This is a genomic window from Oryzobacter telluris, assembly GCF_043099285.1.
GTDB lineage: Bacteria > Actinomycetota > Actinomycetes > Actinomycetales > Dermatophilaceae > Oryzobacter > Oryzobacter telluris.
Genome location: NZ_CP170723.1, coordinates 1,522,094 through 1,543,943 on the forward strand (window position 1 = coordinate 1,522,094; position 21,850 = coordinate 1,543,943).

Annotated in this window: 21 protein-coding genes; 12 read left to right on the top strand and 9 right to left on the bottom strand. The window is 73.1% G+C overall.

The window, feature by feature from the left end; genetic code table 11:
* Positions 1–9: 9 nt before the first annotated feature.
* Positions 10–1,344: an ABC transporter substrate-binding protein gene (locus ACFLFB_RS06920; RefSeq protein ID WP_392544978.1), complete on the bottom strand. Its 1,335-nt coding sequence runs from the start codon at positions 1,342–1,344 to the stop codon at positions 10–12.
* A gap of 169 nt (positions 1,345–1,513) precedes the next feature.
* On the opposite strand from ACFLFB_RS06920, the gene ACFLFB_RS06925 reads away from it, so the two are divergent.
* From ACFLFB_RS06925 to ACFLFB_RS06955, 7 genes are all read left to right on the top strand, one after another.
* A complete protein-coding gene (locus ACFLFB_RS06925; RefSeq protein WP_392544979.1) occupies positions 1,514–2,275 on the top strand; it encodes a GntR family transcriptional regulator in 762 nt (253 codons plus the stop codon).
* Between the two features lie 74 nt (positions 2,276–2,349).
* Complete coding sequence (locus tag ACFLFB_RS06930; protein ID WP_392544980.1) at positions 2,350–3,252, top strand: cupin domain-containing protein; 903 nt, start codon at positions 2,350–2,352, stop codon at positions 3,250–3,252.
* A gap of 22 nt (positions 3,253–3,274) precedes the next feature.
* Positions 3,275–4,174, top strand: coding sequence for an ROK family protein (locus ACFLFB_RS06935; RefSeq protein WP_392544981.1), 900 nt, complete (start codon positions 3,275–3,277; stop codon positions 4,172–4,174).
* Between the two features lie 555 nt (positions 4,175–4,729).
* Positions 4,730–6,694: an HNH endonuclease signature motif containing protein gene (locus ACFLFB_RS06940; protein WP_392544982.1), complete on the top strand. Its 1,965-nt coding sequence runs from the start codon at positions 4,730–4,732 to the stop codon at positions 6,692–6,694.
* A gap of 205 nt (positions 6,695–6,899) precedes the next feature.
* Positions 6,900–7,190, top strand: coding sequence for a DUF1905 domain-containing protein (locus tag ACFLFB_RS06945; RefSeq protein WP_392544983.1), 291 nt, complete (start codon positions 6,900–6,902; stop codon positions 7,188–7,190).
* A 131-nt stretch (positions 7,191–7,321) separates the two neighbouring features.
* On the top strand, positions 7,322–7,852 hold the full coding sequence (locus tag ACFLFB_RS06950; RefSeq protein WP_392544984.1) for a SigE family RNA polymerase sigma factor: 531 nt from the start codon (positions 7,322–7,324) through the stop codon (positions 7,850–7,852).
* Entirely contained in the window at positions 7,849–9,126 is a 1,278-nt protein-coding gene (locus ACFLFB_RS06955; RefSeq protein WP_392544985.1) for a hypothetical protein, read from the top strand. The genes ACFLFB_RS06950 and ACFLFB_RS06955 overlap by 4 nt, the downstream gene beginning before the upstream one ends.
* 28 nt (positions 9,127–9,154) lie before the next feature.
* On the opposite strand, the gene fahA is transcribed toward ACFLFB_RS06955, so the two are convergent.
* Positions 9,155–10,381, bottom strand: a complete 1,227-nt coding sequence (fahA, locus tag ACFLFB_RS06960) for a fumarylacetoacetase (protein WP_392544986.1) — start codon at positions 10,379–10,381, stop codon at positions 9,155–9,157.
* A gap of 93 nt (positions 10,382–10,474) precedes the next feature.
* Positions 10,475–11,362, bottom strand: a complete 888-nt coding sequence (locus ACFLFB_RS06965) for a hypothetical protein (protein ID WP_392544987.1) — start codon at positions 11,360–11,362, stop codon at positions 10,475–10,477.
* Between the two features lie 193 nt (positions 11,363–11,555).
* On the opposite strand from ACFLFB_RS06965, the gene ACFLFB_RS06970 reads away from it, so the two are divergent.
* From ACFLFB_RS06970 to ACFLFB_RS06985, 4 genes are all read left to right on the top strand, one after another.
* Positions 11,556–12,806 carry a homogentisate 1,2-dioxygenase gene (locus ACFLFB_RS06970; RefSeq protein ID WP_392544988.1) on the top strand — a complete coding sequence of 417 codons (1,251 nt, stop codon included), beginning with the start codon at positions 11,556–11,558 and terminating at the stop codon, positions 12,804–12,806.
* A 144-nt stretch (positions 12,807–12,950) separates the two neighbouring features.
* Positions 12,951–13,226, top strand: coding sequence for an ATP-dependent Clp protease adapter ClpS (clpS, locus tag ACFLFB_RS06975; RefSeq protein WP_392545392.1), 276 nt, complete (start codon positions 12,951–12,953; stop codon positions 13,224–13,226).
* On the top strand, positions 13,226–13,840 hold the full coding sequence (locus tag ACFLFB_RS06980; RefSeq protein WP_392544989.1) for a DUF2017 domain-containing protein: 615 nt from the start codon (positions 13,226–13,228) through the stop codon (positions 13,838–13,840). The genes clpS and ACFLFB_RS06980 overlap by 1 nt, the downstream gene beginning before the upstream one ends.
* Positions 13,837–14,265 (top strand): VanZ family protein, encoded by a 429-nt coding sequence (locus ACFLFB_RS06985; RefSeq protein WP_392544990.1) that lies wholly within the window; start codon positions 13,837–13,839, stop codon positions 14,263–14,265. The genes ACFLFB_RS06980 and ACFLFB_RS06985 overlap by 4 nt, the downstream gene beginning before the upstream one ends.
* A 1-nt stretch (position 14,266) precedes the next feature.
* Here ACFLFB_RS06985 and ACFLFB_RS06990 read toward each other — a convergent pair whose 3' ends face one another.
* Both ACFLFB_RS06990 and ACFLFB_RS06995 read right to left on the bottom strand, forming a co-directional pair.
* Complete coding sequence (locus ACFLFB_RS06990; RefSeq protein ID WP_392544991.1) at positions 14,267–14,551, bottom strand: PqqD family protein; 285 nt, start codon at positions 14,549–14,551, stop codon at positions 14,267–14,269.
* Complete coding sequence (locus ACFLFB_RS06995; protein ID WP_392544992.1) at positions 14,548–15,417, bottom strand: 2-nitropropane dioxygenase; 870 nt, start codon at positions 15,415–15,417, stop codon at positions 14,548–14,550. The genes ACFLFB_RS06990 and ACFLFB_RS06995 overlap by 4 nt, the downstream gene beginning before the upstream one ends.
* Positions 15,418–15,544: 127 nt before the next feature.
* On the opposite strand from ACFLFB_RS06995, the gene ACFLFB_RS07000 reads away from it, so the two are divergent.
* Complete coding sequence (locus ACFLFB_RS07000) at positions 15,545–17,038, top strand: polysaccharide biosynthesis tyrosine autokinase (protein WP_392544993.1); 1,494 nt, start codon at positions 15,545–15,547, stop codon at positions 17,036–17,038.
* Positions 17,039–17,159: 121 nt separating this feature from the next.
* Here the strand turns inward: ACFLFB_RS07000 and ACFLFB_RS07005 are convergent, their stop codons facing one another.
* The 4 genes from ACFLFB_RS07005 to ACFLFB_RS07020 all read right to left on the bottom strand — a co-directional run bounded on the left by ACFLFB_RS07005 (position 17,160) and on the right by ACFLFB_RS07020 (position 21,827).
* Positions 17,160–18,623 (bottom strand): sugar transferase, encoded by a 1,464-nt coding sequence (locus tag ACFLFB_RS07005; protein WP_392544994.1) that lies wholly within the window; start codon positions 18,621–18,623, stop codon positions 17,160–17,162.
* 140 nt (positions 18,624–18,763) lie between these two features.
* Entirely contained in the window at positions 18,764–19,894 is a 1,131-nt protein-coding gene (locus tag ACFLFB_RS07010; RefSeq protein WP_392544995.1) for a glycosyltransferase, read from the bottom strand.
* Entirely contained in the window at positions 19,891–20,844 is a 954-nt protein-coding gene (locus ACFLFB_RS07015) for a GDP-mannose 4,6-dehydratase (RefSeq protein WP_392544996.1), read from the bottom strand. Before ACFLFB_RS07015 ends, ACFLFB_RS07010 begins: the two co-directional genes overlap by 4 nt.
* Entirely contained in the window at positions 20,841–21,827 is a 987-nt protein-coding gene (locus ACFLFB_RS07020) for a GDP-mannose 4,6-dehydratase (protein ID WP_392544997.1), read from the bottom strand. The genes ACFLFB_RS07015 and ACFLFB_RS07020 overlap by 4 nt, the downstream gene beginning before the upstream one ends.
* Between the last annotated feature and the right edge of the window lie 23 nt (positions 21,828–21,850).

Sequence of the window (21,850 nt, forward strand, 5' to 3'; positions counted from 1 at the left end):
GCGCCCGTCCTACTTGTTCGACGCCGTGAAGGTCTGCCGGTCGGTCTCCATCGCCTTGAGGGCGTCGGCCACCTGGGTGCGGCCCTCGAGGACCTCCTGGAGCTGCGGGTACAGGACCTCGCCGGCCGTCGGGGTCGCGAACTCCAGGTAGGGCAGCAGGCCGTCGGACTCCAGGACGTCGGTCCACGAGGTGTAGATGTCCTTGAAGACGTCGCCGCTCTTCAGCTGCGGGTCCTTCACCGCGATGGGGGCGATGTCGCCACCGGCGAAGAAGGCCTTGGCGGTGTCCTCGTTGGCCATGAAGTCGAGGAAGGCGGCGCTGGCGGGGACCTTCGTGCTCCTCGAGGAGACGTGGAAGGAGTAGCCGAAGGAGCCAGTGGCGCGCGGCGGGGTGCCCTTCTCGACGGGGGGCGTGAGGAAGAAGCCGAAGTTCGGTCCCATGTTGGCCGCCTCCCAGCTGCCCGCGGGGAAGAACAGGCCCTCACCCTTGGGGAACCCGGCGCTGACGTCGGCTTGGGCGATGGAGTTGACGTCGGCGCGGATGTAGCCCTTCTTCTTCCACTCCACCATCGTCTGCAGGGCCCGGGCGATCGCGGGGTTCTCGTAGCTCGCCCCGGCGTCGTCGTAGACGATCCCCGAGACCTCCTTGGCGCTGGCGTACTGGTCGATGAGGTTGTAGGCCAGGTGCCAACCGGGCCACCCGTCCTTCTCCCCGAAGACGATCGGCTGCTGCCCGGCCGCCTTGGAGGCCGCGAGGACGTCGTCGAGCTCGGCCATCGTCGTGGGGAGCTGCTTGCCGGTCTTGGCGAGGAGGTCCTTGTTGTAGAACCACCCGATGACGTCGGCGGCGTACGGCGTGCCGTAGATCGAGCCCTCGCCGTACTTCTTGCCGTCGGCGGTGAACTTCAGCTGGCGCAGGCCCACGGCCGGGTAGCGGTCGGTCCACTTGTAGGCGGCGGCGTAGTCGTCCATGGGGCGCAGCAGGCCGGCCTTGATGAGCGGCCCGTCGAGGGACCAGCCGAGGTTGCCGATGCAGACGTCCGGCCCGTCGTCGGAGGTGAGCGCGAGCTTGATCTGGGCGGGGTAGGCGCCGAAGTCGCGCACCGTCCACGCGACCTTGATGTTCGGGTGCGCCGCGGTGAACGCCTCGCCGCGGGCCTTGAGCAGGTCGAGGCGCGAGCCGCTCTCGGAGGTCCAGACGCTCAGCGTCGTCGCCGGCAGCCCGGACACGTCGGTGCTGACCGCCCCCGTCGAGGACGACGACGGCGCCGGGCTGGACGCCCCAGGCGTCGTGCAGGCAGCGAGGGCGAGCGAGCCGGCCAGGACAACCATCCATCTGCGCATGCGGACCTCCACGGGATTCATCACCAGTCGACGTCGACGGCGGCTGCGTGGGAGGCTACAGGTCTCATACCTTTAGAACAAGGGCTCGTTGGCCGTAGAGTTCGATGCAACCACAGTGAAGGGAGGCGCGCCGGTGTCGATCGGTGGCGTTGCCGGGACCGCGGTGAACATGACCGAGTGGGTCCGCTCCGAGTTGGCGGCGAGGATCGCCTCCGAGGCCATCCGGCCGGGTGACCAGCTGCCGACCGAGCGCGAGCTGTGCGTCGAGTTCGGCGTCTCGCGGGTCACCGTGCGGCGTGCGCTCGCCCAGCTCGCCGAGGAGCGCCAGATCTACTCGGTGCGAGGTCGCGGGACGTTCGTGTCGACCGCCATCCTCGGGGAGCCGCCCAACACGCTGCTCTCGTTCCACGACCTCGTCGGTCGTGAGGGTGTCAGCGTCGGCGCCTCGGTGCTGGAGTCCGAGGTCCGCTCGGCGACGTGGGAACAGGCCGAGGAGTTCGGGATTGCCCCCGGCTCGCCGCTCTTCTTCCTCTCGCGGCTGCGCACGCTGGACGACCTGCCGGTCGCGATCGACGACACCCTGCTGCCCCTGTCGCTCGCCCCCGAGATGCCCGACCTCGACTGGGGGGAGGCGTCGCTGTACGAGACGCTCCGGGCCGCGGGACACACCCCGCACCACGCCGAGTACACCGTCGGCGCTCGGGGGGCGACTCCATCCGAGGTGGGCCCGCTGCGGGTGGAGGTCGGGTTCGCGGTCCTGGCGGCGTCCAGCCTGACGCGGGACGAGTCGGGGCGGCTGCTCGTCTCCGGCCTCATCACGTACCGGGGTGACCGCTACCGCTTCCGCAGCACCCAGGTCGCGGGCACCGAACCGCTGGGGCCCACCCCCGCCCGGGAGGCGCTGGCGCACCGCGGGCGGCCCGTCGGGTGACCTCGCTCCCGGAATAGGTTTTATTTGTCTTACGCAGGGGCTAGGCTCTGGCAGCGCCAACGAGAGAGGGCCCCATGTCGACCTTCCGCCGCCCCACCCCCCGCCCCACGTATGCCGAGCCCACCGTCATCCGTCGTCAGGACACCGCCCACCACGTGTGGGGCGACGCCGGCGCCGGGCTCGTCACCGACCGGGTGTACTCATCGTCGCTGAACCTGCACGTGCTGGAGTTCGAGCTGCCGGCCGGTGCGGGTTTCACGCACAGCGAGACGAACAAGACGGTGTTCGCGGGCGACGTCGCGTACTGCGTGCTCGACGGCGAGCTCGTCCTGGCGAACCCCCTCGTCGGCGAGGTCCGGCGGGTCCGCGCCGGTCAGGGTGTCCTGTTCCGCCGGGACACGTGGCACCATGGCTTCAACCCGACCGGTGGGACGACCCGGGTGCTCGAGTTCTTCTCGCCCCCGCCGAGCCGCGGCACGGCCTCGGAGTACGCGCGCCAGCAGCCGATGATCCCCGAGGTCTCCTACGCCGACCGCCGGTGGCTCGGCCGTTGGCCCGCCGCGCGGGACGAGAGCGAGCGGGCGGTGTCGCTCCACGTGCTCGACGACGACCGCGCGCTGTGGGGGTTCGCGGCTACGGCGCCGACCCACCTGACGGCCACGTGGGTCTCCACGGAGTTCCTCACGGTCGTCCACGGGACGGTCTTCCCCGGCAACATCGAGGACTTCCGCCCGTGCGTCGACGAGACCTCCATCGTCTGCACGGCCGGCGAGCTGTGGGTCGACATGCGCCTTGCGGACGACACGTTCGCACCGGCGTGTCTGAGCCCTGGCGACGGCGTGGTCCTGCCCGCCGGGACGCCGTGGCGGGCGCTGGTGCGGGCGTCGCACCCGGCGGAGTACCTGTTGGGTGAAGGGCGCGTTCCGGAGGGGTGGGTCCCCGGGCCGCCCCCGGCACCGGCCACGATGGGCGGATGACGCGACGGACCGGGCCCACCCGATGAGCTTCGCGGCGGTGGACGTCGGCGGCACCAAGATCGTCGGCGCGCTCTTCGGTGACGACGGAGCCTCCGCGCGGATCGAGCTGCCGACACCGGTGGTGGACGGCCGGGCCGACCCCGGTGGCGTGGCGACCCAGCAGGTTGCCGCAGCCCTGGTGGACGCGGCGTCCGGCGGGCTGCGCGGCGTCGGGGTCGGGGTGTGCGAGTACGTGGATTCGGGCCGCATCGACAGCCGCGAGGTCCTCGGCTGGCCGGCCGGGCAGGACTGGTTGGAGCGGTCCTTCGGCGACGTGCCAGTGGTGGTCGAGTCCGACGTGCGGTGCGGCGCACTTGCTGAGGTCGGGCACGGAGGGCTTCGGGGCGCGGCGTCGGGCTACTACGTCTCCTGGGGAACGGGACTCAGCGGGTGTCTCGTCGTCGGCGGGCGCCTCATCGAGGGATCCCACGGCCGCGCCATCGCCCTGGGTGAGCTCGTGGTGGGTGGCGCTCGGCTCGAGGACGTCGCGTCCGGCACGGCGATGGCGCACCGGTACCGGCGGGAGGCGGGGACGGCCGTGGCGGGGGCGCGAGAGGTGATGGGTCTGGCGGCTGGCGGTGATGGCCTGGCCGGGGAGATCGTCAGGTCCGCCGGCGTCGCTCTCGCGGAGGCGCTGGCGTCGGTGATCCGGTTGCTCGACCCCGGTCTGGTCGTCCTCGGGGGAGGGCTGGGTTGTGCTGAGACCCCGGCCTTCTCGGCGATGTCGGTGCGGCTGGGCGAGCTCATGGGGGCAGGGTTGCCGGAGACCGGGGTCGTGCACAGCGCGCTCGGTCCGGACGGGCCGCTCATCGGGGCTGCGGTCGTCGCCGGGTGGCGGGGGAGTGGTGGGGCGCTCGACGTCGGGGGCGTGGACGCTCCGTAGGGGGCCTTCGTCAGCGGTGCCGAGGTGGGCGGCTGGGTTGCGGTGCGGGTGTGGCTGATGGACATCGAGTTCTTCGCTGCCGCACCGGTCGTGCGCTTCGGTTGCGTTGTCAGGCGGCTCCGAAAGGGTTTGACCGGACTCGCTGTCAGCCCGCCGTTCATCGAGGTCGGGTTCTCAGACGGCTTCGGAGGATGGGGTCGTCCTCTGCTGTGGGCTCGTGGTGTTCCGTGGTCCGGTCCTCAGGCGGCTTTGGAGGAGGGTGGCCCTCCTTCGCGGTCCGGTCGCCTTGCTCGTCGGTCAGGTCTCAAGGCGGGTTCGGAGGAGGGTGGGCCGTCCTCTCGCTGTCGGCTCCCACGCGTTTCGGATGGGGTCTTCGGGGCGACTCGACCAGGTGGCCCGATCGCCATCCCCTGACGTCGGCCGCTTCAGCGCGCCCACCGGCGTCGGCTCTCACTTCATCGCGAAAAGGGCTGCAGTTCATCCACATTCAGCGACTCGAACACTTGTGCTATTCAGTGAGGGGGAGTAGAATCGACGTCAGGGGAAGGGGGATCCATGGACGTCGACCAGGGGAGCATCGTCAGTCCGCGCGGTGTGGGTGACACCGCGCTGGTCGACGCTCTGACCTCTGCTTCCAAACGGCTCGCCTCCCGTCGCGACCTGCCTGAGGGACGCGACGAGCTCGCCGGCCTCATCGCCGCTGCGCAGGTCCTCGTCAACACCACGACCGCGCTGCAGGACGCAGCCATCGCGAAGCTGGCCACCGTCGAGTCCGACTGGGCCGAGGACGGCACCCTCATCGACGTCGTGCGGGGTGCGGGCCACGTCGCCCTCGACACCGCCGACCTCGTCGCGCCCTGCATCGGTGCGTCACACGCGCAGGCCCAGCGCCGGGTCGACCAGGCGGTCCGCCTCGCGGCGGCGCGCATTCCGGTGGTCGACGACCCTCGCGAGGTCCCCCAGGAGTCCGGTCTGGCGCCCCTGCACGAGGCGATGCGCGAGGGACGGCTCGACGGCTACAGCGCCGGCGTCGTCGCCTTCGAGCTGGCCGAGGTCCCCGCTGAGGTCGCCGAGACCGTGGTCGCCGCCCTCGACGGACACCTCGGCATCGAGCCGGCCGCCGCACTACGGCGACGCTGCCGACGCCTCCTCGCGCGCATCAGTCCTGACCTCCTGCGCCAGCGTGCCGAGCGCGCCCGGCGCGAGACCGGACTTCGCCGCTGGGTGGCCGAGCCGGGAGTCGACGCGTGGTGGGGCACCTTCCCCAGCGAGGACGCCGCCTCGGCCTGGGCCGCCATCGACGAGCTCGCCCGCCAGTACGTCGCCGACGGCGTGTGCTCCGGCATCGACCGGGCCCGCGCCAAGGCCCTCACCGATCTGGTTGCCGCGAGCTCCACCGTCACGTACTCGATCGTCCTCACCGTTCCCGAGGGTGAGCAAGCCGGTGGCTCCGCGCCCGGTGCGGCTGACCGCCCTGCGCGGGAGCGCGACGACGAGCGGCCGACGACCGGTGCCGGTGGCTCCGAGCCCGGTGCGGCTGACCGCCCGGCGCGGGAGTCCGACGACCGGCGGCCGACGACCCGAGACGGTGGCGCGGGGACGAGGAGCTGCGTCGGGCAGGGCGACGACCTCGTCGAGGTCCGCGGGCTCCGGCCGTCGGAGGCGTCGCTCGTCTCCCGCGAGTGGCTCGCGGGGCTCCTCCAGGCAGGGCAGCAGACTCCGCGCACAGCGATCCGCAAGCGTCGGGAACGACTTCGGCGGCGGCGACCTCAGGGTGACGCGAAGGATCGGCGACACGGTGGCGCCTTCGACGTGGAGGTGCGGACCGCACCGTGTCACCGCGAGACCGGCGCGATCCTCGATGCGAGCGTGGCCAACGGCTACCGCCCACCCGACTGGCTCGTCGCCCTCGTCAGGTCACGCGATGGTCGGTGCCGCTTCCCGGGATGCTCCGTGGCCGCGAGGTTCTGCGACCTCGACCACGTCCGACCCTGGCCGATCGGGCGCACCGAGGCCGCGAACCTCGCCTGCCTCTGCCGGCGACACCACCGCATCAAGCAGCGGGCCGGGTGGCGGGTGCGGATGCTGCCGGGCGCCCTGATGGAGTGGACCGACCCGACGGGCAGGGTGCGCACGACCCACCCGATCGACGCGCTCGCAGTCGTCGTCCTCGCCGGCTCCGGGGCCTCGGTCGCGGCCGAGGAGGTCGAGGCACGCCCGGCGGAGCGGGTGACAGGCGAGTTCAGCACGGTCGAGTTCGATCTCGAACACCTCCTGGCCGCCACGTCGATGCGCTCGTCGTCCCGCGAGGTCGACGGCGCAGGGCGCGGTTCCCAAACCGGGGTGAGTTCGCGGGCCGTCATCGGCGCCACATCGGCTCGGCGGGTGCGGGTCGAGACGTGCCGCACCGCGGAGGTCCGTGGCCTCCTCGTCGACGCCGGCGCCGGCACCCGACCTGGCTGCGGAACCGGTGGGGTCCGGACGCGGCGCCACCGCTGGCCCGACGAACCACCCTTCTGATCCGGTCGCCCCACGCGGACGCCGTACCACCTCGCCACGCGATATGACGACCGATGACTCGCGGTACCGAGCGTGGCCACCTCCTCAGCCGACCGTGACGACCCGGCAATGCGCGCTCGTGGAGCCGCGCACGCCCTCTGCCGGTTCGCCGGACCATGGCGGCGGTTGGGGTCGGGACGTCGGCGCCCCCACCTAGCCTGTGCGCATGGAGCTGGAGTTCAGCGGGGTCGTCTGGCACTGGCGCGGGCCGTCGCCCTACCACTTCGTCTCGGTGCCCGACGAGGAGTGCGGTGCGCTGGAAGCGGTCTTGCCGCAGGTCAGCTACGGCTGGGGGATGATCCCCGTCGCCGGACGCGTCGGCGACACCACCTTCACCACCGCCCTCTGGCCCAAGGACGGCGGCTACGTCGTCCCGCTCAAGGACGCGGTGCGACGAGCTGAGGACATCGAGCTCGACGACGTCGTCACGGTCACGCTCACCGTCGACGGGGTGTGACCGGTACGTCGGAGCGCGACGGGTGGGAGCGGGATCTGAGATTCTTCGGGCCCACTTCCACCCGTGAGTGGGTGGACAGCCGTCCTCCTGGGTGACCGAGGAGCCGGGACGCGACCAGGGGAGGGGGAGGGATGGCCGACCGTCGGGAGTTCGAGGCCTACGTGCGCGAGCGCTGGGAGCCGCTGCTGCGCACGGCCGCCCTGCTCACCGGTGACGCGCACGCCGCCGAGGACCTCGTCCAGGAGTCGTTGGTGCGCGCCGCGCGCCACTGGCACCGGTTTGACCCGGGCGCCGTCGACGCCTACGTCCGACGGGTCATGTACACGCGGTCGATCGACACCTGGCGGTGGCGGCGCCATCAGCCCGACCCTGTCGACACGAGCGATGACGCGGGCGGCCACCGTGTGGTCCCCGTGGGTGACGGGTCCGACGAGTTGGCCACCCGCCTCACGCTGGTCGACGCCCTGTCCCGCCTGACCCCGCGGCAACGGGCCGTGCTCGTGTCGCGGTTCTACGAGGACCGCACCGAGGTCGAGACGGCCCGGGTGCTGGGCTGCTCGGTCAACACGGTGAAGTCCCAGACGCGCCACGCCCTCGAGCGGCTGCGCGTCCTCGCGCCCGAGCTCGCCCACACCTTCGGCCGTGAGGAGGCCACCCGATGACACCACCCACCGACGAGCTCACCCGGATGCTGCAGGGCGCTGCCGACGACGTCCTCGAGCGCGGCTCCGTCGACGCACCGGACACGCCACGGCTGTGGAGCCGAGGCCGTCGCGGGACCTGGGCGGCGCGGGCGGGAGCAGCGGCGCTCGTGGCCGCCGCCGTCGCGCTGGTGACGACGGTGGCCCTCGTCATGCGTCCGGCACAGGCGGCCCTTCCCGCCGAGGGAGCCCCCGTCTCCTACCCCGAGTTCGTGTCCGAGCTCTTCGTCGGCGCCTACCGGGACGGCACCGTCCCGGTCTTCGGAGTCGTGGATGTCCCGGCGTGGGGGGAGGGTCCGCCCGACCGCTACGTCATCGACCGGGCCGGCCTGCTGGCCCAGGTCCGCGGGACCAACCTGCTCTCCACGGGAGGGGCGCTGGCGCCCGACGGGCGCCACCTGTTCACCGGGGAGGGCGTGGGCGACCTCGCCGACGGCACCGTGGTCCGCCCCATCTCCACCGACGCGACCGTCCTCGCCCGCACCGACACCCGGGTGGCGTGGAGCCCCGACTCGCGCCACGTCCTCGTCGACACCACCGGGGGCCCGGCGGTCCTCGACACCCGCACCGACGTCGTCCTGCGCCCCGGCCCCGGTGATGCCACGGTGCGAGCGGCCGGCTGGCGCGACACCTCGACCGTGCTCGGCCTGCGAGAGGTCTCGGTCGACGGCCGCACGGTGCTCGAGGTCGTGACCCGGCCGTTGGCGGGTGGGGGGTGGACCGTGGTGAGCGTCGTCGGAGGGGGCGACCCCGGCGGCGGGATCGCCGCGGTCCACGCCTCCCCGGACGGAACCCGGATCCTGCTGCTCCGGACGCCGTCGGGGGGCTCCGGGGCGCGGGCGGCGACCCTGGTCGACGTCCGGTCCGGGGAGCGGATCGCCCTCGGCGGGTCTGCCGCGAACACCCCCGTCGACTGGGACTCGTGCCCACCCGTGTGGCGCGGCGACCAGCCCCTGCTCGCCCTCGGCGGCCTGCGTGAACCGGGAAGTCGCACAGCGGTGCTGGCGTTCTCCGGACGGCTCGACGTGCAGTGCGTCTCCCTTGCGGGCGACGAGCTCACCGGCACCGCCGACCCCCTGTCGGCCGGGGTGGAGCGCGAGCGGGTGTGGCGTGTCGCCCTCCCGGCCGCTGGCGGCCTCGCCCTCGTCGCGGTCGTCTGGATGCTCGTCGCGCTGCGCCGCAGCCGCCGCGAGGGCGAGCGCTTCCTGCCGATGATCTGGGTGCAGCGCTACTGACCGCCCCTCCGGGCGGATCGCGCAGGCGTCAGCGGGCGGGGAGGATCGTCCCGACGACCTCGCCGAGCCCGATGACGGTCCCGTCGGCGCCGGGAGCGGTGGCGCGTAGCGTGATCGTGTCGCCGTCCTCGAGGAAGGTGCGGCTCGAGCCGTCGTCGAGGGTCACCGGCTCCTGGCCGCTCCACGTCAGCTCGAGGAAGCAGCCTCTGGTGTCCTTGGCGGCGCCGGAGATCGTCCCGGAGCCGAAGAGGTCACCGCTGCGCAGCGAGGCGCCGTTGACCGTCATGTGCGCCACCATCTGCGCCGGCGACCAGTACATGTCGCGGAACTCCGGACGCGTGACGACCGTGCCGTTCCAGTCGACCTCGAGGTGCAGGTCGAGGCCGTACGCGGTGCCGACGCCGTCGTCGGTCGGCTCGGAGCGGAGGTAGGGGAGCGGCTCGGGGTCCTGCCCCGGGAGCGGCACGCGCGCCGCGCGCAGGGCGTCGGTGGTGACGACCCACGGCGAGATCGAGGTCGCGAACGACTTGCCGAGGAACGGGCCGAGTGGCACGTACTCCCACGCCTGGATGTCGCGGGCCGACCAGTCGTTGAGGAGGACGACGCCGAAGAGGTGCTCGTCGGCCTCACCGAGGGCGACCGGCTCGCCGAGCCGGGTGGAGCCGCCGACGACGAACCCGAGCTCGGCCTCGATGTCGAGGCGTGTCGACGGCCCGAAGACCGGCGTGGGCTGGGTCGGCGGCTTGCGCTGGCCGGTGGGGCGCACGACGTCGGTGCCGGAGACGACGACCGTGCCGGAGCGGCCGTGGTACCCGATCGGCAGGTGCTTCCAGTTGGGGGTGAGCGGCTCGGAGTCGGGCCGGAAGATGCGGCCGACGTTGGTGGCGTGGTGCTCGCTCGCGTAGAAGTCGACGTAGTCGGCGACCTCGATCGGCAGGTGCAGCGTCACGTGCGTCAGCGGCACGAGGTGCGGCTCGACCGCGTCGCGGTGCGCCTCGTTCGTCAGCACCTCGGTCAGCCACTCGCGCGCTGCCGTCCACGCCTCGCGGCCCTGCTCGAGGAACAGGTTGAGCGAGGACGCCCGCCACACGACCGCCGACTCCATCCCGGCGTGCTCGGCGCACGCGGCGAGGTCGAGGACGCGGTCGCCGACGCGGACCCCGACGCGGCGCTCGTCGTCACCGACGGAGAAGACGCCGTAAGGGAGGTTGTGCACACCGAAGGGGTGGTCGGTGGGGAGGTCGAGCCAGGTCATGGCGGTCCTTCGGTCGGAGTCGGTCTGGACGGACGAGTCGGTCGGGTCGAGCGGATGTCGCTGCGGGGGAGGATGGTTCGCGGCAGGTAGGGGTCAGGTGAGGTCGAGCAGGCCGAGGTCGGCGAGCTCGCCCAGGGGGTCGGTGACGGTGCAGCAGCCGTAGCCGGTGAAGGCCGCGCGCACCCGGCTCGTGGTGTCGGCGCTCCACGCGCCCACCAGCTCGGCCAGGGCCTCGGCGTCGTCGACCGCGAGCACGGCCGCGACCTCCTCGCGCCCCGCCCCCGACAGCGCGGCCGACGTGGCGAGCAGGACGTTGAGCAGGCCGTGGTTCTCCTCCGGTACGCCGTCGACCTCGTAGGTGCCGCGCGCGGCGTGGTGCAGCCCGCCGGTCAGGCGGAACGGCACCTCGAGCGCAGAGAGGGCGACGAGGAGGTCGGCCAGCTCGGCCTCGTCGGGCCACGGCCAGGTCGGGGTCGGCCCGGTGCGGAACTTCGCGACGACGGGCAGGCCCTCACGCACCCCCGTGCGGATGTCGGCGAGGGCGAGGTCGTGCTCCTCGCCCCGCGGCACCTCGAGGGCGAGGGGCAGGCCGTCGAGCCCGAGGTCGCGCCAGTCCTGCTCCCAGGCCAGCTCGGCGGCCACGACGCGGACCCGGTTGTCGCCCCGCAGCGCCTCGAGGGCCGCGGTCAGGGTGGCGGGGTCGCCGCCGGGGCGCGCCACCACGACGACGTCGAGGACGTCAGCCCGACCGCCCTCGGCGTCCAGGACGCGCACCAGCTCGGCGACCCCTGACGCCGCGACGAGGAGGGGGCCGACCGCCGCCGCGTAGGCGGCCGTCCGGTGCCGGCGATGGGCGGCCACCGCGTCCTCGAGTGGGAGCGCCGCCGGAGGGAAGACCGCGGCGTCCGCCACGAGCCCGAGGACGAGGGGCGCGTGCGCCGGGTGGGGAACGGCGGGACCGTCCGTCGTCGTCGAGGGCATGCGGGCAGGCTACCGACTCGGGGCGAGGTGTCCCTCCGCGGGACGAGCGGCTGGGCACTCTGACCACCCGGACCGGCAGGAGACCGCGCGATCTGACCAATGTGCCGCCGCGGGGCAGGGAGACTGTCCGACCCACGGGCCACCGCCTAGGCTGGCGGGACCGATTCCGACCACAGCGAGGTGGACGTACCACGTGGCGCACTACCAGGCGATGGGCAGCATCCCCCCGAAGCGGCACACCCAGCACCGGCGACCCGCCAGGCGCGGCAGGGTCGGTGAGCTCTACTACGAGGAGCTCATGGGTGAGGAGGGGTTCAGCTCGGACTCCAGCCTGCTCTACCACCGCAACATCCCCTCGACCGTGGCCGAGTACCGCGAGTGGAGCATCGGCGACCTCAGCACCACGGCCAACCACCCGCTGCTGCCGCGCCACCTGAAGCCGCATGACCTCTTCCCGGCGAAGACCGTCAAGGACACCGACGTGGTCACCGGGCGGCGCCTCCTCCTCGGCAACGGTGACGTGCGCCTGTCGTACGCCGTGGCCGCGAAGCCGAGCCCGTGGTACCGCAACGGCATCGGCGACGAGTGCGTCTACGTCGAGCGTGGCAGCGCCCGCGTCGAGACCGTGTTCGGCGCCTTCGAGGTGGGGGAGGGCGACTACGTCATCATCCCGAGGGCGACCACGCACCGCTGGATCCCCACGTCATCGGCGCGGAACCCGTTGCGCACCATCTGCATCGAGGCGAGCAGCCACATCGCGCCGCCGAAGCGCTACCTCAGCAAGTACGGCCAGCTCCTCGAGCACAGCCCCTATTGCGAGCGCGACCTGCGCGTGCCGCAGGGGCCGCTCCTGGCCGAGGACGTCGGCGAGAAGCCCGACGCCGAGACCGAGGTCTTCATCAAGCACCGCGGCGGCGGCCCGGCGAGCAGCGGCGGCATCGTCGGCACCGTCCACGTCCTGCCCTTCCACCCGCTCGACGTCGTCGGCTGGGACGGCTGCCTCTACCCGTACGTGTTCAACGTGCGCGACTACGAGCCCATCACCGGACGCATCCACCAGCCGCCGCCGGCCCACCAGGTCTTCGAGGGCTGGAACTTCGTGATCTGCAACTTCGTGCCGCGCAAGGTCGACTACCACCCCCTCGCGATCCCCGTGCCGTACTACCACTCGAACGTCGACAGCGACGAGGTCATGTTCTACGTCGACGGCGACTACGAGGCGCGCAAGGGCTCGGGCATCGCCAAGGGCTCGATCTCGCTGCACCCGGGCGGTCACGCCCACGGCCCCCAGCCCGGCGCGGCCGAGGCGAGCCTGGGCAAGGAGTACTTCGACGAGCTCGCCGTCATGGTCGACACTTTCCGCCCGCTCGAGCTCGGCGAGGCCGGCCGGGCCTGCGACGACGGCCTGTACGCCGGCACCTGGAACGCGGCCCGGAACCGCTGACCCCGCCCCACCCCGCGTCGAGTGCGGAACTGGTTGCCCCGGCGACAGGTTCCGCACTCGCGGCGGGGAGGCGGAGGGGCGGGGAGGCGCGTGGTCCGGGGCGGGCGCTGCGCCTCCTATCCTTGGGGCGTGTCGCTCGCACCCATGACGGAGGAGGTCACCGCCACCGGTGGTGACGTCGCCCCCGACACCCCGTGGGTCACCATCGTGTGGAACGACCCGGTCAACCTCATGACCTACGTGACCTACGTGCTGCAGACGCACTTCGGCTACGGCCGCGCCAAGGCGGAGAAGCTGATGATGGACGTCCACCTCGAGGGCCGCGCCGTCGTCGCGAGCGGCAGCCGCGAGGCGATGGAGGCCGACACCGAGGCGCTGCACGGCTACGGGCTCTGGGCCACCTTCCAGAAGGACGACTGATGGCCCGCGGCTTCCGGCGGCGGGGCGAGGGCGACGAGCTGCGCTTCACCGCACGGCTCGACGGCCTCGAGCGCGCGACCGTGGCCGGGCTCATGGACCAGGTCCACGACCTGCTCGACCCCGCCGACGCCGCGCCCGAGGGTGACGACGACTTCTCCTCGATCGTCGCCGGCCTCGGCATGGGCGTGACGGTGGCCGGGGAGGACCAGGACGGACTCGAGATGGCCGCGCTCGACCGCGACCCGGCCCTGAACCGGCTGCTCCCCAACGCCAACCGCGAGGACGACGAGGTGGCGGCGGAGTTCCGCCGCCTCACCGAGACCGGGCTGCGCCAGCGCAAGGCCGGCGCGCTCGCCGTCGCGGCGGCCACGCTGCGCCACGACGACAAGGTGCGCCTGTCGGAGGCCGACGCGCGCGCCTTCCTCACGGCCCTCACCGACGTCCGGCTCGTCCTCGGCGAGCGGATGGGGCTGCGCACCGACGAGGACCTCGAGGCGCTCGAGGCCGCCGCGCACGAGCTCGACGACGACGACCCGCTCGGGTACGCGCTCGCGGTCTACGACTTCCTCACCTGGCTCCAGGAGACCCTGGCCACCGCGATGCTGGGCCGGTGAGGCGCGCCGGGGGCTGGGTGGCCGCGGGCGTCACCGCGGTCATCGGGCTGGGGGTCCTCGCGGTGCTGTTGTGGCCCGACGGGTACGCGGTCAACCGCGCGATCGTCGCCGTCTACGTGGTCTTCCAGCGCCTCGGGGTGCCCGGGTCGGTGACCCCCGAGGTGTACGCGGCCGTGCTCAACGTCCTCGCCTTCGTGCCGCTGGGGTGGCTGGGGGTCGTCGCGCTGCGCCGCAGGCCGTCGGCCGTGTTCGCCGCGCTCGTCCTGATGTCGGTGGGCGTCGAGGCGGTCCAGGCGCTGCCCGGGCTGGCGCGCGACCCGAGCGTGGTCGACGTCGTCCTCAACGGGCTCGGTGCCGCCCTCGGGGTCGGGCTCGGCACCCTGGTCCGGTCGCGGCGGTCGTCCGGGGACGACGACCCGGCCTGAGTCAGGCCGGGCGGCGTTCGAGGACGCCCGCCTCCACGAGGCCGTCGACGAACTGCGTGACGCCCGCGGCGACCTCGTCGACCGGCTGCCCCACCTGGTCGGCCACGCGGTCGACCACCTGGGCGAGCGTGCCGCCGGCCACCACCGCGTGCCACACGAGCGCGCCGACGTCGGCGAGGACGAGCGGGGGACCGTCGGGCAGGCGGGCCGGGTACACGGTGCCGTCGAGCTCGACCCACCCGGCGTCGTGGGCGACGACGACCCGGTGCTCGTCGGTCGTCGTCATCGGCGCGCTCCTCGTCGCAGGCGTCCAACGACGCCCGAGGCCGCCGCGGCGAGGCGACGGAAGAACTCGGCCGCCACCTCGGGGCGGGAGGGCTGGTGCCCCAGCTTCTGGGCGAGGTAGTAGCGGTTGACGCCGAGGGAGCGCACCGCCACCGACGCCTTCGCGCGCGGCCCGCGGGCGGAGCGGAAGCGGGCACCCCACTCGTCGAGCCGGTCGCCCCCCTCGGTGAAGACGCGCCAGAGCGCGGCCTCGGGGTCGTGGGCGTGCTCGGCGAGGTGGCCCGTGGCGGCCGCGAGGCCCACGGTCGCGCCGGTCGCCACGGCGATCTCGCGGATGCGGTCGCGCTCCTGCGGGGTCCGCTCGTGCCAGTTGGGGCCGACGTCGGGGTGCTCGGCGCCCTCGTGGGGGGTGCGGGCCGCGTGGAGCAGCAGCACGAGCGACTGGGAGAGCGGGTCGGGGACGGCGCACGAGACGTGGGCCAGCTGCACCGAGCCGCGGGTGCCCCACAGGACGTCGAACGCGTGCGCGGGGTCGCGGTCCATGCCGGGGTAGTGGCGGTGGACGTCGAGCAGGCCCCAGCTCGGGTGGTAGAGGTTCGCCGCGTGGTCGAAGGCCGAGCCCGACGTGAACTCGGTCTCGACCCGCCAGCCGTGGGCGGCGAGGGCCGCCATCAGGGCGTCGACCCCGTCGGGCCGGACGACGACGTCGACGTCGCTGCCGCTGCTCGGGGTGCGGCGCAGCCCCGGGTGGACGGCCGGGCCCTTGATGTGGAGCAGGTCGACACCGGACTGCTCCGCGAGGCGCTGGACCGCGGCGTGGGCGAGCTCGACCCGCACGGCGACGGGTACCAGGGCTCCCTCGGTCATTCGGTCACTCTAGGTCCGGGGTTCACCGAGTACCGGGCCGTCGGGGGGACGCGGCGATAAAATCGGCGCACCAGCACGTCGCGGCCTGCAACCCCCGTCGTGCCACCTCAACCCCGAGGACCCCTCCGTGACCATTCTCGACTTCGTCCGGCTCTCCCGTGCCCACCTGCTCCACCTCGTCGTGCTGACGGTCGTGGGCGCCGGGGCCGCGCTCGCCGTGACCTCGCAGATGCCGGCGGTCTTCCTCGCCGACGCCAGCGGGTACGTCGTCGTGGGCGGGGACCCGCAGAGCTCCGGCGAGGGGCTGGCCGAGACCACGCTCGGGGGCAGCAAGGCCGACTCGTACCTGCCGCTCGTCACGGGCCGCGCGGTCGCGCAGCGGGCCATCGAGGAGACCGGGATCCAGGCGTCGCCGGCGGAGGTCGCGGGCCGGGTGAGCGCCTCGGTCGCCCCGAACAGCGTCATCCTCAAGGTCATGGCCACCGGACCGACCTCGGAGCAGGCGCGCCTGCTCGCCGACGCGGTCATCGCGGCCACCGCCGAGGAGGCCAACCGCATCGAGCGGGTGGGCAGCGCCTCGGCCGGCAGCACGCCCCTGGTCCAGATCGTGCCGATCGAGACCGCCCTGCCCGGCGTGAAGGTCGCCCCCGTCACCCGCACCAACCTGCTCGTCGGCGCCCTCGTCGGGCTGGGCGTCGCCTACGTCCTCGTGTTCCTGCGCCGCCAGCTCGACACCCGCCTGCGCAGCGTCGCCGACGTCGAGGAGCTCGTCGCGACCAGCGTCCTCGGCGTCGTGCCGACCACCACCGAGCTGCGCCGGGAGACCGCCCGCGGCCGGCTCGAGGACCTCGGCCCCGCCGCCGAGGCGTTCCGCCAGATCCGCACCAACCTGCGCTACCTCTCGGTCGACGGCAGCCTGCGCAGCATCGTCGTCACGAGCGCCAACCCCGGCGAGGGCAAGTCCACCGTGTCGGCGACCCTCGCCCGCACCCTCAGCGAGGCCGGCCAGAAGACGGTCATCATCGATGCCGACCTGCGCCGACCCACGCTCGCCGCCGTCCTCGACCAGTCCGGTCGGGTCGGGCTCTCGCAGCTGCTCTCGGGGCAGGTGAGGCTCAAGGACGTCCTACAGGACACCGACCAGCCGAACCTGAAGTTCATCGCCGCCGGCCGGGTGCCCCCCAACCCCAGCGAGCTGCTCGGGTCGCAGCGGATGCACGCCCTCGTCGACCACCTCGCCAAGGACCACCTCGTCATCCTCGACGCGCCCCCGCTGCTCGCCGTCACCGACGCCGGCCTGCTCGCCGCGATGACCGACGGGGCACTGCTCGTCTTCGCCGTCGGCCGCACCCAGAAGGAGCAGGCGCGCCACAGTGCCAAGCTCATGGCCCAGGTGGGCGCGCGCGTGCTGGGCGTCGTCCTCAACCTCGCGCCGCGCAAGGGCGTCGCCACCGCCATCTACGGCCACGGCTACGGCGGGTACGCCAGCTACGGCAGCTACACGAGCACCGTCACCGAGGTCGAGACGGCCCCGGCCGACGAGGTCACGCCCGAGGCGCCGGTCGTCGGCCCCGGGTCGGCTCGTCCGAGCCAGCGCCAGCGGGCCCGCGCCCGCGTCTGACGCCCGGCGCACCACCCCGGCGGTTCGAGGTGAAAGACGACCCTCACGTGGTCGGGTTTCACCTCGACCCGGCGCAAGTACTCGACCCGGGGGGCCGGATGACGGATGACGCGGCGAGGGGTCAGTAGGCGCCGCGGCTGGAGACGACGGCGCCGATGGTGCGGGCCAGGATGGCGACGTCCTGCACGAGCGACCAGTTGTCGACGTAGTACAGGTCGAGGCGCACCGAGTCCTCCCACGACAGGTCCGAGCGGCCCGAGACCTGCCAGAGGCCGGTCATCCCGGGGCGCACCGCGAGGCGGCGGCGGACGTCGTCGGTGTAGCGCTCGACCTCGCCCGGCAGCGGCGGCCGCGGCCCCACGAGGCTCATCTCGCCGCGCAGCACGTTGAGGAACTGCGGGACCTCGTCGACCGAGAAGCGGCGGATGAGGCGGCCCGGGGCGGTGATGCGCGGGTCGTTGGTCGCCTTGAACAGCACGTGGTCGTCGCCGTTCTTGTTCGCGTCGGCGACCTGGTCGATGCGCGAGTCGGCGTCGACGACCATCGAGCGGAACTTGAAGCAGTCGAAGAGGTCGCCGTTGCGCCCGACGCGCTGCTGGCGGAACAGGATCGGCCCGCCGTCGTGGAGCTTGACCGCGAGGGCCGTGACGAGGAGCAGCGGGCTCGCGAGCAGGAGCAGCAGGCCGGCACCGGTGAGGTCGAACAGCCGCTTGGAGGTCCGGCTCGCGCCTTGGTGGCGCGGCCCCTCGAGCTCCATCAGCTGCAGTCCGGCTGCGGGACGCACGCGCACGCGGTCGCTGGCGACGTCGGTGAGCTGGGGGACGAGCATGATCTGCACGTGGGTGTCGGCGAGCTCCCACGCGGCCCGGCGCATCTGCTGGGCGGAGGAGACCGCTCCACCGGCGAACAGGACGACGTCGCAGTCGGTGTCGACGACGACGGCCACGGTGCGCGCGGTGGACCCGAGCACCTGGACGCCCCCGGGCGTGGTCTCGACGGTCTCGGTGGCGGGGACGACGGCGCCGACGACGTGGTACCCCAGCCAGCTCTCGCGGCTGAGGACGCGGGCGACCTCGTCGACCTGGGCCACCGACCCGGCGACGACGACGCGGTGGACGAGGTGGCCGTGCCGGCGCGCGGCGTGGATGGCGCGGCGCAGCAGGTAGCGGCCGAGCAGCAGGGTCGGGACGCCGAAGAGGATGAGGAGGAAGAAGAAGCCGCGGGAGAACTGGAACTTCGCGAGGTAGCAGACCACCCCGACGACGCCGGCGCCGATCATCGTGCCGCGCAGGATGAGCTTGTACTCCGTGGTCCCCGCCCCCAGGACGTGGGTGGCGTAGGCACCCGTGAGGGCCACGACGGCGAACCAGCCGAGGACGAGGGGGACGCCCACCGCGCGCAGCAGGTTGTCGACGTCGCCGACCTCGTCGAAGAAGGGGAGGCGCTGGCGGCCGAGGCCGGCGCCGTAGGTGACGAGCGACATCACGAGCAGGTCGGTGAGCATCGCCGCGAGTGTGGGCGCGAGGTGGTTCCACCGTGCCGACCTGGCGGCGACGGTGCTGGTCTGCTCCTCGTTGACGATCACGGGGTCCTCGGGCTGGGGAAGTGTGCGGACGCCCCCTGCGGACGGCCCCAGAAATCCCAGTATGACCACGCGCGCAACCCCGTCGGGTCCGGTTGGGGAACCCGACGAGGTTCGGTCCGTTCGGCCGAGGACCGCCCCGGTCAGCCGTCGGCGAGGAGCGCGTCGACCTCGGAGCGCAGCCGCGCCGCGAAACCGGCCTCGGAGAACGTCGCCGCGTGGGCCCGCAGGACGTCGGGGTCGAACGGGTGCGCCTCGACCTCGTCGAGGCCGGCGCGCACGAGGAGCGGGTCGGGGGAGTCGACGTGCAGCCCGGTCACGCCCTCGACCACCGTGTCGAGGTAGCCACCCGCGCGCAGGGTGAGGCTCGGGCGCCCGAAGGCCGCGGCCTCCAGCGGTGACAGGCCGTAGTCCTCGATGCTCGGCGCGACGAGGACGCGGCTGTGCGCGTAGACCCAGCGGATCTGCGCGTCGCTGAGCCCCGAGACGAGGCGGACGTTGTCGGGCCGGGTGGCGAGCAGGGCGTCGCGGCCCGGGCCGGCCCCGACCACGACGAGACGGTGGCTGGTGCCGCGCACGGCCTCGACGACGACGTCGACGTTCTTGTACGGCAGCAGCCGCGACACGACGAGGTGGAAGCCGCCCTCGGCCCAGTCGGCGAGCTCGGGGACCTGCTCCTGCGGCGCCGACGGGTCCATGCTGTGCGGCGCGGGTACGACCTGCGACTCCAGGCCGTAGGTGGCCCGGATGCGCCCCTGGACCACGCGGGAGATCGCGAGGTAGCGGGTGCTGGCGCGGGCCGCGCGCAGGTCCCAGCGCCTCAGCACGGGCCGCAGGGCGAGCAGCGCCAGCCCGCGTGGCGACCGGTGCGGGGCCCCGCCGAGGTAGGTGTCGGTCTGGTAAAGCCAGCGCGCGGGGGAGTAGCAGTAGACGAGGGAGCGCCCCGTGTGCCGGAACCCGTGCGCCCAGCCGCTCGACGACACGAGCACGACGTCGGCGTCGACGGCCATCCTCGACGCCGCCGGGGCGAGGAAGGGCAGGGCGACGCGGTGGTCGCGTCGCAGCGGCCCCACCCGGTTGAGCGGCGACGTGACGACGTCGTGGTCGGCGAACTCCGGGTAGGTGGCGTCGGGGTCGTAGAGCGTGGTGTGGATGCGGGCGTCGGGGAAGGCCCGCGCCATCGCGAGGACGACGCGCTCGGCCCCGCCGCGCTGGGTCAGGTAGTCGTGCGCGATCGCGACGCGCGGCCGCGGACCCGTCGGAGCAGGGCTCACTCGGCGGCCCGCTCGGCGTCGACCATCCGGGCGACGAGGTCGTCGAAGGTGACCGTCGGCACCCAGCCCAGGCGCTCGCGCGCCCGGGTGGCGTCGCCGACGAGCAGGCTCGGGTCGGCGGGCCGGATGAAGGCGGGGTCGACCTCGACGAGGCGTGCCCAGTCGTCGATGCCGACGTGCCGGAACGCGGCCCCGACGAAGTCGTGGACACTGTGCGCCTCGCCGGTGGCGACGACGTAGTCGCCGGGCTCGTCGTGGCGCAGGGCGCGCACCATCGCGTCGACGTAGTCGGGCGCCCAGCCCCAGTCGCGGCGGGCGTCGAGGTTGCCCAGGACGAGCCGGTCGGCGCGCCCGGCGGCGATCGCCGCGACCGTGCTCGTGATCTTTCGCGTGACGAACGTCGGTGGGCGACGGGGGGACTCGTGGTTGTAGAGGATGACGCTCGCCGTGAACAACCCGCGCGAGCGCTCCAGCCCGGCGAGGTGGTGGGCGAAGGCCTTGGTCGCGCCGTACGGGCTGACCGGCCGCACGGGCGTCGCCTCGTTCTGCGGCGACTCGGCCGGCTCACCGAAGATCTCGGCACTGCTCGGCTGGAGGACGCGCACCTCGCGCCCGCGGCGCTCCTGGAGGCGGCGGGCGGCATCGAGGAGGACGACCGCGGCCACGCCACTGACCCGCGCCGTGAGCACGGGGTCGGCCCACGAGTGGGCGACCGAGCTGATGCCGCCGAGGTTGTAGAGCTCGTCGGGGGAGACCCGGTCGACGAGCCCGGCGAGGTCGTCGGCGCGCGACGCGAGGTCGAGCTCGTGGACGACGAGGTCGGCGGGCAGCGAGCCGCCGAGGTCCTCGCGCCGGACCAGCCCGTGGACCTCGTGGCCCTCGGCGAGGAGGCGTTCGACGAGGTAGCTGCCGTCCTGCCCCGTGGCGCCCGTGACGAGCGCGACGCTCATCGGCCGTGCTGGGCCCGGAGGTGGGCCAGGTCGCTGTCGACCATCATCTCGACGAGGTCGCGGAAGCCGACCGTGGGCTGCCAGCCGAGGACGTCGCGCGCCTTCGTGGCGTCGCCGACGAGGAGGTCGACCTCGGCCGGGCGCATGAATCGGGGGTCCTGGAGGACCTTGCCCTCCCAGTCGTCGATGCCGACGCGGGCGAACGCGATGTCGAGCAGCTCCCGGATGGAGTGGGTCTCGCCGGTGGAGAGCACGTAGTCGCCACCCTCGGGCTGCTGGAGCATGCGCCACATGCCCTCGACGTAGTCGCCCGCGAAGCCCCAGTCGCGCTTGGCGTCGAGGTTGCCCATGGTGATGGAGTCCTGCAGGCCGAGCGCGATGGCGGCCACGGCCATCGAGACCTTTCGGGTGACGAACTCCGGTCCGCGACGGGGGGACTCGTGGTTGAACAGGATCCCCGAGCTGGCGTGCATGCCGTAGGACTCGCGGTAGTTGATCGTCATGTAGTGGCCGTAGACCTTGGCGACGCCGTAGGGCGAGCGGGGCCACAGCAGCGTGGTCTCTCGCTGCGGGACCTCCTGCACCTTGCCGAACATCTCCGAGGACGAGGCCTGGTAGAAGCGGATCCGGCCCAGGTCCTTGCCCGAGTGCAGGCGCACGGCCTCGAGCGCGTTGAGGACGCCGTTGCCGGTCACCTCCGTGGTGACGCGGGCGTTCTCCCACGAGTACGCGACGAAGGAGACGGCGCCGAGGTTGTAGACCTCGTCGGGCTCGGCCACCGACATCGCGCGCAGCAGGCTGGAGAGGTCGGTGAGGTCGCCGGTGTGGAGGACGACGTCGGGGACGATCTCCTGGACCAGCTCGCGCTTGGGGTTGTTCTGGCCGCGGACGATCCCGTGGACCTCGTAGCCCTTGGAGAGCAGCAGCTCGGACAGGTAGAGGCCGTCCTGGCCGGTGATCCCGGTGATGAGTGCGCGTGGCATGTCGGTGTGCTCCGAAGGAGGTC